Source organism: Sphingomonas astragali (assembly GCF_051400615.1).
In the GTDB taxonomy this organism is placed as follows: domain Bacteria; phylum Pseudomonadota; class Alphaproteobacteria; order Sphingomonadales; family Sphingomonadaceae; genus Sphingomonas.
Window position 1 is genome coordinate 1,312,930 of sequence record NZ_JBLFFH010000001.1, and the last position, 15,442, is coordinate 1,328,371.

A 15,442-nucleotide genomic window follows, 5' to 3' on the forward strand; every position below is an offset into this window, starting at 1 on the left:
GGGGGCTCTCCGCAGGCCATGTCGCTTGAGGTACTCCCCCACCCCAACTCCTCCCCTGAAGGGGAGGGGCTATGACCACGCCAATCCGCACCACCTGCGCCTATTGCGGCGTCGGCTGCGGCATCCTCGCGACGCCCACCGGCGAGCGCTCGGTCGCGATCAAGGGCGACCCCGACCACCCCGCCAACCACGGCCGCCTCTGCTCCAAGGGCACCCACCTCGGCGAGACGGTCGGCCTCGAGGGCCGCCTGCTCCACCCGATGATCGGCAAGCGCCGGGCGAGCTGGGACAAGGCGCTCGACCTCGTCGCCCGCCGCTTCCGCGCCGCCATCGCCGAGCATGGCCCGAACAGCGTCGCCTTCTACGTCTCGGGCCAGCTCCTCACCGAGGACTATTACGTCGCCAACAAGCTGATGAAGGGCTTCATCGGCACCGCCAACATCGACACCAACTCGCGCCTGTGCATGTCGAGCGCGGTCGCCGGCCACCTGCGCGCGTTCGGCGAGGACGTGGTGCCGGCGAGCTACGCCGACCTCGACGCCGCCGACCTGATCGTGCTGGTCGGCTCCAACACCGCCTGGTGCCACCCGATCGTCTACCAGCGCATCCAGGCCGCCCGCGCCGCGCGCGGCACCAGGCTGGTGGTGATCGACCCCCGCCGCACCGAGACCTGCGAGGACGCCGACCTCCACCTCGCGATCCGCCCCGGCAGCGACGTCGCGCTGATGAACGGCCTGCTCGCGCATTGCCGCGCGGCGGGCCTCATCGACGAAGCCTTCCTCGCCGCCAGCGTCACCGTACCCGACGGCTTCTGGGATACGATAGGAGAGGGGAGCGACCTGTGGTCGGTGGCGCGCACCTGCGACGTGCCGCCCGCCGACCTCAGGCGCTTCTACGACCTGTTCGCCGCGCATCCCCGCACGGTCACGATGTTCAGCCAGGGCATCAACCAGTCGCTGACCGGCACCGACCAGGTCAATGCGATCCTCAACCTTCACCTCGCCACCGGCCGCATCGGCAAGCCGGGCGCCGCGCCCTTCTCGATCACTGGCCAGCCTAACGCGATGGGCGGCCGCGAGGTCGGCGGGCTCGCCTCGACACTCGCCGCGCACATGGACTTCGCAGCCGAGAACGTCGCCCGCGTCGCCCGCTTCTGGGCCGCGCCCCGGATGGCGACCAGGCCCGGCCTCAAGGCCGTCGACCTGTTCCGCGCGGTCGGCGAGGGCCGGATCAAGGCGCTGTGGATCATGGCGACCAACCCGGCGGTGTCGCTCCCCGACGCCGGCCGCGTGCGCGAGGCGCTGGCGGCGTGCCCGTTCGTCGTGGTGTCGGACGTGATCGCCGACACCGATACCAGCGCCCATGCCCATGTCCGCCTCCCCGCCGCCGCTTGGGGCGAGAAGGACGGCACCGTCACCAACTCCGAGCGCCGCGTCAGCCGCCAGCGCCCGATCTTCCCGCCGCCGGGCGAGGCGAAGCCCGACTGGTGGATCGTCAAGGAGGTCGCCCGCCGCATGGGCTGGGGCACCGCCTTCGCCTACGACCGCCCGGCCGAAATCTTCCGCGAGCACGCCCGCCTCTCGGCCTATGGGAACGACGGCCGCCGCCTGTTCGACCTCAAGGGCCACGCCCCGATCGGCAACCAAGCCTATGACGAGATGGCGCCCTTCACCTGGGGCGGCACCCCGTTCGCCGACGGCCGCTTCCCGATGCCCGACGGTCGCGCGCGCCTCGTCCCCGTCCGCCAGGCCTCTTTGCCGGCCCCGCTCGCGCGCTGGCCGCTGACGCTCAACACCGGCCGCTACCGCGACCATTGGCACACGATGACGCGCACGGGCCTCAGCCCCAAGCTCGCCCGCCACCGCGAGGAGCCGCTGGTCGAGGTCCACCCCGACGACGCCGCCGCGCTCGGCCTCACCGATGGCGGCCTCGCCCGCGTCGCGACGCCGCAGGGCGAGAGCCTGTTCCGCGTCGCGCTCGGCACCGGCCAGCGCCGCGGCGAGCTGTTCACCCCGATCCACTGGACCGACCGCCAGTCGACCGGCGGCCGCACCGGCCTGCTGCCGCGCCCGCTCACCGACCCGCATTCGGGCCAGCCGGGCTTCAAGTCGACCCCAGCCTCGATCGAGGCGGTCCCGGTCGATTGGCGCGGCTTCCTGCTCGCCGACGGCGATACGCGCCAGCCCGATTGCCTGTGGGCGACGCGGGTGCAGGTCCCCGGCGGCGTGCTGTACGAGCTCGCCGGCGCCGGCGAGCCCGACCGGCTCGACGCGGTGCTGCCGAAGGGCGAGCGCATCGAGGCGGTCGACCGCTCGCGCGGCACCCGCCGCCTCGCGGTGCTGCGGGAAGGAAGGCTCGCCGCCGCGCTGTTCGTCACGCGCACCGGCACGCTGCCGTCGCGCGACTGGCTGATCGCGCAGATCGGCGAGGCGGCCGCCGGACCCGCGCTGCTCGCCGGGGCGCCGCCGGGCGCGGCGGCGGATCGCGGCCCGATCGTGTGCCTGTGCTTCGACGTCGGACTCAGGACCATCGTCGACGCGATCGTCGGGCAGCGCCTGACCAGCGTCGAGGCGGTCGGCGCGGCGCTGTCGGCGGGCACCAACTGCGGCTCATGCCGTCCCGCCATCCGCCGCCTGATCGAAGAGGAAAGGACCGCCGCCCATGGCTGACGAGGATTTCCTGCCCGGTGAGGTCTGGCTGGTCGGCGCCGGCCCCGGCGACCCGGACCTGCTGACCCGCAAGGCCGAGCGTCTGCTCCGCACCGCCAGCGTGGTGTTCCACGACGCGCTGGTCGGCCCCGGCGTGTTCGATCTCATCCCCGCCCATGTCCGCCGCGTGCCCGTCGGCAAGCGCTCGGGCCGCCATTCGCAGAACCAGGACGCGATCAATCGCCTGCTGGTCGACGCGGCCCTCGCCGGGGAGCGCGTCGTCCGCCTCAAGGGCGGCGACCCCGCGATGTTCGGCCGCGCCGCCGAGGAGGTGGCGGCGCTCGCCGCGGCCGGCGTCCGCGCGCGCATCTGCCCCGGCGTCACCGCCGCCAGCGCCGCCGCGGCTTCGGCCGGCGTCTCGCTGTCGCTGCGCGGCCTTGCCCGCCGCGTCCAGTTCGTCACCGCCCATGCCCGCGCCGGCGAGCCGCTCGGGCTCGACTGGCAGGCGCTCGCCGACCCCGGCGCCACCACCGCCTTCTACATGGGCCGCTCGGCTGCATCCGATATCAGCCGCAATCTCATCGCCGCCGGTCTCGATCCTGCGACGCCGGTGCTGGTCGCCTGCGACGTCAGCCTGCCGCACGAGCGCCGCCTGCGCACCCGACTCGACCTGCTCCCGCTCGCCGTCGGCGCGCTCGCCGACGACCGGCCGACGCTGATCCTGGTCGGCGAGACGGTCGCGCAAGCGGACGAGGCGGTGCCCGCCCGCACCGGCGCGGACATCGCCCGGTGACCTATGCCGAGCCCGTCCGGGCGGCCGGCACCGCCTGCGCCGCCACCCTCGGCTTCGACGCGGCCCAGGCGATCCTCGCCGCCCACGCCGCGCCGCTCGGCATCGAGACCGTGCCGCTCGCCCGCGCCGGCCGCCGCGTCCTCGCCGCGCCGGTCCACGCCCGCATCGACGCCCCGCGCCACGACGCCGCCGCGATGGACGGTTATGCGGTGCGCGAGGCCGATCTCGCCCGCCATCCGCACCTGCGCGTCGCCGGCGCCTCCTATCCCGCCCGGCCGTGGCAGGGCACGCTCGGCGAAGGTGAGACAGTACGGATCATGACCGGCGCCGCCATGCCAGCAGGCGCCGATCGCGTCCTCATGCGCGAGCATGTCACGGCAGCGGACGGGTGGATCGCGCTCGCCGACACGCCTTCGCCGCGCCCGCACGTCCGTCGGCGCGGCTCCGACATCGCCGCCGGCGTGCCGGTGCTGCCCGCCGGCCGGATGCTCGATCCGCGCGCACTCGTCGCCGCCGCCGCCGCCGACGTGGCGGAGGTCTCCGTCTGGCGGCGCCCGCGCGTCCATGTCATCGCCAACGGTGACGAACTGGTGCCCTCGGGCCGGGCCGCCGCAACCGCCTGTCACCTCCCCGACAGCCTCACCGAAGCGCTGCTGCTGCTCGCGCGCCAATGGGGCGGCGTGCCGGTGGGCGCGGCGCTGGTCCCGGACGATCCCGTCCGCCTCCGTGTCGCCGCCGAAGCCGCACTTGCCGATGCCGAGGTGCTGGTGATGGCTGGCGGCGCCTCGCGCGGCGACCGCGACTTCGCCAAGGCGGCCCTGGCGCCGCTCGGCCTCGAGCTCGCCTTTCGCGATATTGCGATCAAGCCCGGCAAGCCGGTCTGGTACGCCCGCATCGGCGACCGCCATGTCCTCGGCCTCCCCGGCAACCCCACCGCGGCGATGACGGTCGCGCGGCTGTTCCTCGCCCCGCTGCTGACCGCACTCGGCGGGCGTGGTTTCGCGGCGGGCCTCGGCTGGCGCGAGCTGCCGCTCATCGCCGTCGCGCCGGAGACGGGGAATCGCGAATCCTTCCTCTGCGCCCAACGGGACGAGGCCGGGGTCCGCGTAATCGAGCGCCAATCGGCCTCCGGCCAGCTCATGCTCGCCGTCGCCGACCTGCTCGTCCGCCGCCCGGCCCATGCACCCGCGCTCGATGCCGGCGCGCCGGTCGACGTGCTGTCCTTCTAGCGGCCATGCCCGTCCTCGGCGCCATCCTCGCCGGCGGCCGTTCCCGCCGCTTCGGCAGCGACAAGGCCCTCGCCCTGCACGACGGCCGCGCCCTCCTCGACCATGCCATGGCGGCGCTCGCCCCGCAGATTGAAGCGCTGGTCGTCTGCGGCCGCGAATGGCCGGGCATCACCTGCCTCGCCGACCGGCCGCACCCAGGCATGGGCCCGCTCGCCGGCCTCGCCGCCGCGCTCCGTCACGCCCTGACGATCGGTTGCGACGCGGTGCTCTGCGTCCCCGTGGACGTTCATCCCTTGCCCGCCAACCTCCGCGACCTGCTGGCGGATAAAGGGCCAGCCGTCCTCGCCACCCAATATGCCGTCGGCTTCTGGCCGGCGTCGCTGATCGGCGCGCTCGACGCGCACCTCGCCGACGGCCACCGGTCGTTCAGGAGCTGGATCGAGCGCACCGGGCCGCTGCGGGTGGACGACGGCGATCTCGCCCTCGGGAACATCAACATGCCCGACGATCTGATCCGGCTGCGCCGCTGATAGCCAGGCAACTAAAGACGATCGTCATCCCGGCGAAAGCCGGAGTCCAGGGTCACAAGCGAAAACCTGCTTGGCTCTGGATCCCGGCCTCCGGGATGACCGTCGAGCAACACTCACGACGCGGCGAATTGCGCCGGCGGCCGCGCTGCTGCTACGCGGCGGCGCATCAATCTATTCGCCGGGGTCCTTCACTTGCGCACGCTTGCCATCCTCCTCGTAGCGCTCGCGGCCGCCACCAGCGCCTTCGCCCAGACCGCGCCCGAGCCGGCTCCCGCCACGAAGCCGCTCTCGGCCGAGGAGACGGCCCGCCGCAACGCCATCCTCTACGCCGATCTGCCCTCGGCCGAGGCGGCGATGAAGGCGCACGTCATGTTCCTCGCCTCGGACGAGCTGCGCGGCCGCGACGCCGGCAGCCGCGAGTTCGACATCGCCGCCCAATATGTCGCCGCGCAATTCTACGCGGCGGGCCTGAGGCCAGCCGGCGACAACGGCGGCTTCCTCCAGCGCGTGCCGCTGATCAGCGTCGAGCCGGCGGACAAGGGCAGCTTCGTGTGGGCGCCGAAGGACGGCCCGGCGGTGACGCTCGAGTTCGGCAAGGACTATGTCCCGGCCACCAACCCGGCCAGGCTCAACACGCTGGTCGAGGCGCCGATCGTCTTCGCCGGCTACGGCATCGTCGATCCGACGACCGGGCGCGACGACTATGCCGGCATCGACGTGCGCGGCAAGGTCGTGCTGCTGCTCGGCGGCGCGCCCGCCAGCTTCCCGCCGGAGCTGCGCGCGCATTTCAGCAGTCCGGCCACCAAGGCGGCGATCGCCGAGGCCAAGGGCGCGGCCGGCGTGATCGCGATCGACGCCGGCAGCGGCAGCGGCGGCCTCGATCGCGCGGCGAGCGTCTTCGATCGCCCGCGCGTCACCTGGGCGCACCCCGACGGCACCGGCTTCAATCCTTCGCCCAGGGCACCGACGCTCGGCCTGATCGGCCCGGCGTTCGCCCAGCGCCTGTTCGGCAGTCGCTGGGCCGAGGTCGTCAAGGGTGCGCAATCGAGCGAGACCCGCTTCAAGCCCTTCCTGCTTCCCGGCACGCTCCGGGCCGCGATCAACACCTCGGTCACGCCACTGCCGAGCTGGAACGTCGCCGGCCTCATCCCGGGCAGCGACCCCAGGCTCAAGGACGAGGTGGTCGTCTTCTCGGCGCATCTCGACCATGTCGGCGTCGGCCGTGCGGTCGACGGCGACACCATCTACAACGGCGCCGAGGACAATGCCGTCGGCATCGCCGCGCTGATCGAGGAGGCGAAGCGGTTCAGGGACGCGGGCAAGCCGCCGCGCCGCTCGATCCTGTTCCTCGCGGTGACCGCGGAGGAGAAGGGCCTCGTCGGTGCCGACTATTTCGCCCATTACCCGACCGTCGAGAAGGACCGGCTGGTCGCCGACGTCAACCTCGACATGCCGCTGATCACCTACCGGTTCGAGGACGTGATCGCGTTCGGCGCCGACCATTCGACGCTGGGGCCGCTGGTGCAGCGGGCGGCGGAATCGATGGGCGTCGCGCTCAGCCCCGATCCGATGCCGGACGAGGGCTTCTTCGTCCGCTCCGACCATTACCGCTTCGTCCAGCAGGGCATCCCCAGCGTGTTCCTGTGGCCGGGCCATGCCGGCGGCGGCAAGGCGGCGTACGACGACTTCCTCGCCAACCGCTACCACAAGCCGCAGGACGAACCCTGGCATCCCTCGCTCGACTGGACGCAGGGCGTGCGCTTCGTCGACATCAACTACCGCATCGCCCGCGAGATCGCCGACGCCGACGAGCGCCCGCGCTGGAACAAGGGCGACTTCTTCGGCCTGCTCTACAAGGGCTATGGGGCGAAATAGCGACCCGCGCTACCGATCGGGCCGCTTCGCCCTCAGCGCGATCACCAGCCCCGCCATCGCCAGCACCGCCCCCGCCGCGGCGAGTGCCGACCACCGATATCCCTCGAACAGCGTCGAGATCAGCATCGCGATCACCGGCACCAGCACGCCCGAATAGGCCGCCTTGGCCGGCCCGATCGCCCGGATCACCCCGAAATAGAGCGGAAACGCCAGCGCCGACGCCGCCAGTCCCAGGTAGAGCACCCCGCCCCAATAGCTGAACCGGGCATCGAATGTCGGCGGCCCGCTCGTCGCAAAGGCATAGGCGGCATTGCACGCGGCGCCGATCAGCATTCCCGCCGCCAGCATCGCGAACATCGGGTAGCGCCTGGCGGTCTCGGTCGCCTGCATGACGTTCGCCACCGATGCCGACATGACCGCCGCCAGCGTGAACCCGATCCCCGCGAGCAGCGCGCCGGTGCCGGCCGCGTCGCGGCGCGTCTCGTGCAGGAACAGCAGCGCCACCCCGGCGATCGCGATCCCCGATCCGACCAGCAGCTGCGCCCCCATCCGCTGCCCGAGGAAGAGCCGCCCGAACACCGCGTTCGGCACCAGCAGCAGCGCGAACACCACCGCGACCAGACCCGAGGTGATGTGCATCTCGGCGCGGTAGACGAAGTTGAAGTTGAAGCAGAATTGGCTGAGCCCCAGCAGCGCCGCGAAGCCCCAGCCGCGCGCGTCGAACGCGAGGCTCTCTCGCTTCCACAGCGCCAGCGCGAGCATGGCGATGCCGGCGGTGAGGAAGCGGTAGCACACCGACCAGCTCGCGGGCACGGCGCCGAGCTGCCCGGTGATCACGAACCAGGTCGAGCCCCACACCAGCGTCACGATCCCGAACGGCACCAGCACCGCAAGGCGGGTCGATTGCGGCGGGGCCTCGGACGGCATCAGCATGGCGTTCTCCTACGCCCGCGCCGGTCGGCGGCGAAGGCGGTTTTCCTTATCGACTCACAAGCCCCGCTGATGGATCACAGCGCCGCGATCGCCGCGGCGAGCGGCGCGATCTCGGCCTCGCCCTGGTGCCACGAGACGACGATCCGCGCCTCGCCCGCCCCCCAGTCGTAGAAGTCGAAGCCCTGCCCCCGCAGCCTCGCCGCCTCCACCGGGGCCAGCCGCACGAACACCTCGTTCGCCTCGACCGGATGGACGCGCCTCGCGCCCGCCGCCTGCCCGAGCAGCGCCGCCCCGGCATTGGCCGCCCGGGCGTTCGCCAGCCACAGATCGCCCTCGACCATCGCCAGCAGCTGTGCGGCGAGATAGCGCCCCTTCGACAGCAGCAGCCCCGCCCGCTTGCGGCGGTAGAGCGTCGCGTCGGCGAGCTCGGGCCGGAACAGGATCAGCGCCTCCGCACTCATCCCGCCGTTCTTGACGAAGCCGAAGCTCAGCGCGTCGACCCCCGCCTTCCAGGTGAGATCCGCCGGCGCGCACCCCAGATGCGCGACCGCGTTGGCGAACCGCGCCCCGTCGACGTGGAAGCCGAGCCCGCGCGCCTTGGCGAGCGCCCCGATCGCCGCGGTCTCGTCGGGGGTATAGGCCAGCCCGTACTCGGTCGCATTGGTGATCGAGATCGCATGTGCCTGCACCTGGTGCACGTCCGGCCGGACCTCGGCGAGCACCCCCTCGATCGCCGCGACGTCGAGCTTTGCGCCGGCCCCGTCGGCGAGCAGCAGCTTGGCGCCGTGGGTGTAGAAGCCGGGCGCGCCGCCCTCGTCGGTGTTGATGTGCGCTTCCCGGTGGCAGACCACCGCCCCGTGCGGCGGGCACAGCGCCGCGAGCGCGAGGCAGTTGGCGGCGGTGCCGGACGGCGCCCACAGCGCCCGCACCTCGGTCCCGAACAGCTCGGAGAAACGCGCGTCGAGCTGCCGCGACCAGCGGTCGCCGTCATAGGCGGTGTCGACCACGTTCGCGGCGACGATCGCCTCCAGCACGGACGGGCTGACTGGAGCGGCATTGTCGGAGAAGAAGCGCATGGGCGGCGCTTTTCCCGAAAGCCGACGATAAGGGAAGCCTCTTATTCCTCCTGCATGAAACCGTCATCCCGGCGAAAGCCGGGATCTCATGAGGCCAAAGGGCAGCAATTGCCTGAGATCGCGGCTTTCGCCGGGATGACGGTGGTTTCAATCAGAGCGACCGAGCGTCAGTTCGGCGGCCCGTCCCCGAAATCCTCCTCCGGCGGTGGCCGGCGGTCCTCGGGCGGCGGAGGCGGCGGAGCGCGATCGCCGCCGCTCGGCCGCACGTCGACGCTGCCGTCGCGCCCGACGCGCAGGTCGACGCCCAGTCCTTCGAGCTGCCCCTCGAAGATCGGCCCTTCGGGGTCGCCCATGTTGCCGATCGCATCGAGCAGGTTGCCGACCGCATCCCCGTTCTCCGTCTCGACCCGCGGCGCCGGCGCCGGCGGCGGCAGGTCGAGCGCGTCGGCCATGAAGTCGCGCCAGATCCGCGCCGGGATGCCTCCGCCCGACAGGCCGGGATTGGGGGTGTTGTCGTCGTTCCCTACCCACACCCCCGCGATCAGCCCGCCCGCATAGCCGACGAACAGCGCGTCGCGGTTGTCCTGCGTCGTGCCGGTCTTGCCGAACGCCGGCACCACCAGCGCCGCCTGCCGCCCGGTGCCGGTCGAGATCGACCCGGCGAGCAGCTCGCGCATCCCGTCGAGCTCGCGCGCGGGGATCATCGTCGTCCGTCCGGCGAGCCGCTCCATCCAGGTCGGCTCGTCCTCCTGCTCCAGCCCGCGCGGGCGCACCGGGTAGGCGCCGTTGGCGACCGCCGCATAGGCCGAGGTCAGCTCCAGCAGGCTCATCGTCGAGGTGCCGAGCGCGATCGACCCCTCGTTGGCGATCGGCGAGGTGACGCCGAGGTCGCGCGCCGCGCGGATCACGTTGGCGACGCCGACCTCCTTGATCAGCCGCGCCGAGGCGACGTTCGACGACTTGGCGAACGCCCGCGCCAGCGTGATCTCGCCCTCGTAGCGCCCGTCGCTATTCTTCGGGCTCCACTCGCCGATCGTCACCGGCTCGTCGAGCACCTTGGAATCGGGGTTCATGCCGGCTCTCAGCGCCGCCAGATAGACGAACAGCTTGAAGGTCGATCCCGGCTGCCGCCGCGCCTGCACCGCGCGGTTGAAGGGCGAATCCTTGTAGCTCTTGCCCCCCACCATCGCGACCACGCGCCCGTCGGGCCGCATCGCCACCAGCGCGACCTGCGCCTGCCTGAGGCCGGCGCGCCGCACCGCGCGCTCGGCGGCGCGCTGGATGCGGGTCTCCAGCGTGGTGGTGACTGTCACCTCGCTGGCGAGCTCGCCCGATCGGTCGCGCGCCTCGGGCAGCACCCAGTCGGCGAAATAGGTGCCGTTGGGCACCTCCCTCACCCGCTCGACCCTGAGCCGCGCCGGCGGCACCGCGGCCGCTTCCGCCTCGCTCAGGAACTTGGCGCGTGCCATCGCCTGCACCACCAGCCTCTGCCGCGCCCGCGCGCCCGCCAGGTTGACGGTCGGCGCCAGCCGCGACGGCGCCTTGACGAGGCCCGCCAGCATCGCCGCCTGCGCGACGCTCAACTGGCGCGGCGACCGGCTGAAATAATGGCGCGCGGCGGCGTCGAGCCCATAGACGTTGTCGCCGAAATAGACGTTGGAGAGGTAGCGCGACAGGATCTCGTCCTTGGTCAGCCACGCCTCCAGCCACACCGCGATCATCGCCTCGCGGATCTTGCGCCCGGCGGTGCGGTCCGAATCGAGGAAGGCGTTCTTGGCGAGCTGCTGGGTGATGGTGCTGCCGCCCTCGCGCATCCGCCCGGCCATCGCGTTGCGGATCATCGCGCGCGTGATGCCCCAGGGATCGATCCCCCAGTGCGCATAGAAGCGGCGGTCCTCGATCGCCATGAACGCCTGCGGCACATGCTCCGGCAGCGACTTGACGTCGACCGGATCGCCGATGATAGCGCCCCGGCGCGCGATCGGGGTGCCGTCGGCGGCGAGCAGCGTGATCTGCGGCGGCGCGATCGGCTTCAGCGACTTGGACAAGGGCGCCGTCACCGCCAGCCAGATCGTCGCGATGACGAGCAGCACGATCGTCACGCCCAGCCCGCGCATGATCCAGCGCCAGATGCCGGCGCGCCGGCGCGGCTCCGGGGGATCGTCGGGAAAGACAGGCGGCGCCCCGGCGGGACCCGCCTGCCCGCTCAGCGCGAACGGATCGTGCACGTCGGGAACGGCATTGCCCATGCCGAAAAGAGATGCCAGCCGCACCACTCCGCTGTATTACTAGGGTAAGACGCCACGCGCAAGCGGACGCGAGCGTCGACCGAGAGGGGATCAGGATTCGAGCTCGACGTCCCAGTAGAGCCAGTCGTGCCAGGTCTCGTGCAGATGGTTGGGGGGAAAGCGCCGGCCGTGCTCCTGGAGCTGCCAGCTCGTCGGCCGGATCGGCTGGATGTGGAGCGGCATGTGCGCCTGCTGCGGGGTGCGGCCGCCCTTCTTGAGGTTGCACGGCGCGCAGGCGGTTGCGACATTCTCCCAGGTGGTGCGCCCGCCCTGGGCCCTGGGGATGACATGATCGAAGGTGAGGTCCCTGTGCGAGCCGCAATATTGGCAGGTGAAGCGGTCGCGGAGGAAGAGATTGAACCGGGTGAACGCTGGGAACTGGGAGGGCTTCACATATTGCTTGAGCGCGATGACCGAAGGGAGCTTCAGCCTCGCGGTGGGACTTCGCACCTCCCGCTCATAGTGCGAGACGATGTCGACCCGGTCGAGGAACACCGCCTTGACCGCGGTCTGCCACGGCCACACGCTCAAGGGATAATAGCTGAGCGGCGTATAGTCGGCGTTCAGCACAAGGGCGGGGCAGCTGTCCGGATGCCGGATCAGATCGGGATGAAACATACGTCCCCTTTCGCCCGTCGTCGTCCCGCGCCTTTCGCCGCAAAGGATGACATGCGCATGACAGCACAGGCCGCGACTCGCGGTCAAGGGCCGGTTTGACGATGATGGAGACCGTTTCGCCCACCACCCGCTTCGCGCCGAGTCCGACCGGCCGGCTGCACCTGGGGCACGCCTTCTCGGCGCTCCAGGCGCACGACTTCGCCCGTGAGCGGGATGGCATCTTCCTGCTCCGCATCGAGGACATCGACGGCACCCGCAGTCGCGAGGCGTTCGTCGACGGCATCCTCGAGGACCTCGCCTGGCTCGGCCTCGCATGGGATGGTCCGGTGGTCCGCCAGTCGCAGCGGCTCGACCTCTACGAGGCTGCGCTGACCCGCCTCCGCGACATGGGCCTGCTCTACCCCTGCTTCTGCACCCGCGCCGACATCGCCGCGAGCGTCACAGCGCCGCACGGCCCGGAAGGACCGGTCTATCCGGGGACGTGCCGGAACACGGACAACACCCACCGCCTCCACGAACCGCACTGCTGGCGGCTGGACATGACGAGGGCCCTCGCAAACCTCCCTCTCCCTCTGGGAGAGGGAAGGGGCCCGCCGCGCAGCGGCGGGAAGGGTGAGGGTGACCCCGATAGCGATCGGTCCCCATCACCCTCACCCTTCCGCCGCTCCGCGGCTCCCTCCCTCTCCCAGAGGGAGAGGGAATTATGGTGGCACGACGACTTCGCCGGCTGGATCCGCGCCGACCCGCGGGCGCACGGCGACGTCGTCCTCGCCCGCAAGGACGCGCCGGCGAGCTACCATCTCGCCGTCACCGTCGACGATGCCGCGCAGGGCGTGACCCAGGTCGTCCGCGGCCGCGACCTGTTCGCCGCAACCCATGTCCACCGCCTGCTCCAGGCGTTGCTCGATCTGCCGACGCCCGCTTACCACCACCATGCGCTACTCACCGACGCCGAAGGCCGCCGCCTCGCCAAGCGCCACGACGCCCCCACGCTGGCGGAGCTGCGCGAGCGCGGCGTCGACGGCCGCGAGCTGGCGGCGATGCTGCGCGAGGGCCCGCTTCCGCTTGGATTCGCGACCGCAAGGGCCTAAATGACACGGATGTCGATCTTCCTCGTCGTCCTGATGATCGCCGCGATGCTGGCGGTCCTCGTCGTCCTCATCCGCGGGCTGGTGAACTTCATCAGGATGACCGAAGAGGATCTCAAGGGCACCGGCGAGGGCCCGAGCGCCTCCGCGCTCAGGTCCAACAAGCTGATGCAGTGGCGTATCCTGCTGCAGGCGCTGGCGATCTTCCTCGCGGCGCTGGTGCTGTTCGCGCTCGGCCGGGGATAAGAGGCCGCCGGTGATCGACGCGTCCGGAACCGTTCGTGTCGAGCGCGGTCGAGACACCACGCGACACGTTCGACATCCGTCCCTCGACTTTGCTCGGGACGACGGATCGATATCGATTCCAACCGGTTCCAGGTAGGCTAGGCTGGTCAAGCTCAACAAGATCTATACCCGCACCGGCGACGACGGCACCACCGGCCTCGTCGACGGCAGCCGCGTGTCCAAGGCCGGCGCGCGCATGGCCGCGATCGGCGACGTCGACGAGGCCAATTCGGCGATCGGCGTCGCGCTGACCCTACTGCCGTCCGGCCCGGTCGCGGCGGCGCTGACGCGCTTCCAGAACGACCTGTTCGACCTCGGCGCCGACCTCGCCACCCCCGGCGAGGTTGGGGGCGCGCTGCGCATCGTCCCCAGCCAGGTCGCCCGCGTCGAGGACGAGATCGACCGGCTCAACGTCGATCTCGCCCCGCTGACGAGCTTCATCCTGCCGGGCGGCGCGGCGGCATCCGCCGCGCTCCACCTCGCCCGCGCGATCGTCCGCCGCGCCGAGCGCTCCGCCGTCGCCGCGGGTGCGGGGCGGGAGGTGCTCGCCTATCTCAACCGCCTGTCCGACTACCTCTTCGTCGCGGCACGTCATGTGAACCAAGCGTCGGGCGGCGACGTTCTGTGGGTGCCGGGGGCCTCGCGCTGACCTGGGTCGATCCCCGCTTGACGCGCGCACACTCCGGTGGGAGAAGAACGAAATGAGAACGCGTTTCGAGTCCGCGCCGGCCGCATCGCCGCTCGCCGAGCGCTTCTCCGCCGTCCGTGCGCTGACCGAGGCGCTCGCCGCGCCGCTCTCGGATGCCGATGCGACGGTGCAGTCGATGCCCGACGCCTCGCCCGCCAAATGGCATCTCGCGCACACCAGCTGGTTCTTCGAGACCTTCGTGCTGCGCGATCACGTCGCCGGCTACCGCCTCCACGACGACCGCTTCCCCTTCCTATTCAACAGCTATTACGAGGCGGAGGGCGCGCGCCACGCCCGTCCGGCGCGGGGGATGCTGACGCGGCCGACCCTGGCCGAGGTGCTCGCCTGGCGCGCCGCCGTGGATGCCGCGCTGCTCGACGCGCTGCCGCGCCTGCCCGAGCCGGCGCTGGCGCTCGTCGTGCTCGGCTGCCACCACGAGCAGCAGCACCAGGAGCTGCTGCTCACCGATATCCTCCATCTTTTCTCGCGCAATCCGATCGAGCCGGCGGTGTGGCCGGGGGCGCCCAAGGTTCCCGTGCCGATGCCCGGCCCGATCCGGTGGCTCGAAGGCGCCGAGGGAATTGTCCAGACCGGCCATCCCGATCTGTCAACTTCGGCGACAACTTGTTGCGCCTCTCCGAGGGAAATGTGCAATTTCGCCTTCGATTGCGAAACCCCCCGCCATCCTGTTCTCCTTCCCCCGCACGCCTTGTCCGACCGCACCGTCACCAATGGCGAATGGGCCGAGTTCATCGCCGACGGCGGCTATCGCGAACCCCGCCACTGGCTCGCCGACGGCTGGGCCTGGATACAGGCGGAGGGGATCGCGGCACCGCTCTACTGGGAGCAGCAGGGCGGGGTGTGGACCCGCTTCGGCCTCGACGGCCGCCGCCCGATCGATCCGGCCGCGCCGGTCACCCATGTCAGCTTCTACGAGGCCGACGCCTATGCGGGCTGGGCCGGCGCGCGCCTGCCGACCGAGGCGGAATGGGAAGCCGCGGCGAGCGCTTGCGACCCGCACGAGGGCAATTTCCTCGATCGCGCCGGTCCGGTCGAGCCGCGCCCTTCCACCGGCGGCCCGGCCTTCTTCGGTGACGTCTGGGAATGGACCGGCAGCGCCTACCGCCCCTATCCCGGCTTCCGCGCCGCCGGGGGTGCGGTCGGCGAGTACAACGGCAAGTTCATGAGCGGCCAGTTCGTGCTGCGCGGCGGCTCCTGCGCCACCCCGCGCGGCCATGTCCGCCCCAGCTACCGCAACTTCTTCTACCCCCACCAGCGCTGGCAGTTCACCGGCGTGCGCCTGGCGAAGGACATCTGATGCTAAGTGCTCCCTTCCGTCATCCCGGCGAAAGCCGGGATCCAGGGTCACGAGCGACGGCCTGTTTGGCTAT

The 15,442-nt window shown here is 71.6% G+C and carries 13 protein-coding genes; 9 read left to right on the forward strand and 4 right to left on the reverse strand.

Annotated features, from left to right (window positions below; translation table 11 throughout):
- The first annotated feature begins 71 nt into the window (after positions 1-71).
- The 5 genes from ACMGER_RS06475 (at position 72) to ACMGER_RS06495 (ending at position 7,075) form a co-directional block, all read left to right on the forward strand.
- Complete coding sequence (locus tag ACMGER_RS06475) at positions 72-2,669, forward strand: molybdopterin-dependent oxidoreductase (RefSeq protein ID WP_436811271.1); 2,598 nt, start codon at positions 72-74, stop codon at positions 2,667-2,669.
- On the forward strand, positions 2,662-3,441 hold the full coding sequence (gene cobA, locus ACMGER_RS06480; RefSeq protein ID WP_436811272.1) for a uroporphyrinogen-III C-methyltransferase: 780 nt from the start codon (positions 2,662-2,664) through the stop codon (positions 3,439-3,441). The genes ACMGER_RS06475 and cobA overlap by 8 nt, the downstream gene beginning before the upstream one ends.
- Entirely contained in the window at positions 3,438-4,670 is a 1,233-nt protein-coding gene (locus tag ACMGER_RS06485) for a molybdopterin molybdotransferase MoeA (RefSeq protein WP_436811273.1), read from the forward strand. The genes cobA and ACMGER_RS06485 overlap by 4 nt, the downstream gene beginning before the upstream one ends.
- A gap of 5 nt (positions 4,671-4,675) precedes the next feature.
- Positions 4,676-5,200: a molybdenum cofactor guanylyltransferase gene (gene mobA, locus ACMGER_RS06490; protein ID WP_436811274.1), complete on the forward strand. Its 525-nt coding sequence runs from the start codon at positions 4,676-4,678 to the stop codon at positions 5,198-5,200.
- Between the two features lie 192 nt (positions 5,201-5,392).
- Positions 5,393-7,075, forward strand: a complete 1,683-nt coding sequence (locus ACMGER_RS06495; protein ID WP_436811275.1) for a M20/M25/M40 family metallo-hydrolase — start codon at positions 5,393-5,395, stop codon at positions 7,073-7,075.
- Positions 7,076-7,084: 9 nt separating this feature from the next.
- On the opposite strand, the gene ACMGER_RS06500 is transcribed toward ACMGER_RS06495, so the two are convergent.
- The 4 genes from ACMGER_RS06500 to ACMGER_RS06515 form a co-directional block, all read right to left on the reverse strand.
- Positions 7,085-8,002, reverse strand: a complete 918-nt coding sequence (locus tag ACMGER_RS06500) for a DMT family transporter (protein ID WP_436811692.1) — start codon at positions 8,000-8,002, stop codon at positions 7,085-7,087.
- 80 nt (positions 8,003-8,082) lie between these two features.
- Positions 8,083-9,084: a threonine aldolase family protein gene (locus tag ACMGER_RS06505; RefSeq protein ID WP_436811276.1), complete on the reverse strand. Its 1,002-nt coding sequence runs from the start codon at positions 9,082-9,084 to the stop codon at positions 8,083-8,085.
- A 167-nt stretch (positions 9,085-9,251) separates the two neighbouring features.
- Positions 9,252-11,333, reverse strand: a complete 2,082-nt coding sequence (locus ACMGER_RS06510) for a transglycosylase domain-containing protein (protein ID WP_436811693.1) — start codon at positions 11,331-11,333, stop codon at positions 9,252-9,254.
- Positions 11,334-11,423: 90 nt separating this feature from the next.
- On the reverse strand, positions 11,424-11,990 hold the full coding sequence (locus tag ACMGER_RS06515) for an HNH endonuclease (RefSeq protein WP_436811277.1): 567 nt from the start codon (positions 11,988-11,990) through the stop codon (positions 11,424-11,426).
- 101 nt (positions 11,991-12,091) lie between these two features.
- On the opposite strand from ACMGER_RS06515, the gene ACMGER_RS06520 reads away from it, so the two are divergent.
- From ACMGER_RS06520 to egtB, 4 genes are all read left to right on the forward strand, one after another.
- A complete protein-coding gene (locus tag ACMGER_RS06520) occupies positions 12,092-13,081 on the forward strand; it encodes a glutamyl-Q tRNA(Asp) synthetase (protein ID WP_436811278.1) in 990 nt (329 codons plus the stop codon).
- Entirely contained in the window at positions 13,082-13,324 is a 243-nt protein-coding gene (locus ACMGER_RS06525) for a twin transmembrane helix small protein (protein WP_436811279.1), read from the forward strand. It begins immediately after the preceding gene.
- 142 nt (positions 13,325-13,466) lie between these two features.
- On the forward strand, positions 13,467-14,012 hold the full coding sequence (locus tag ACMGER_RS06530; protein ID WP_436811694.1) for a cob(I)yrinic acid a,c-diamide adenosyltransferase: 546 nt from the start codon (positions 13,467-13,469) through the stop codon (positions 14,010-14,012).
- A gap of 52 nt (positions 14,013-14,064) precedes the next feature.
- Positions 14,065-15,369, forward strand: coding sequence for an ergothioneine biosynthesis protein EgtB (gene egtB / locus ACMGER_RS06535; protein WP_436811280.1), 1,305 nt, complete (start codon positions 14,065-14,067; stop codon positions 15,367-15,369).
- Positions 15,370-15,442 lie beyond the last annotated feature (73 nt).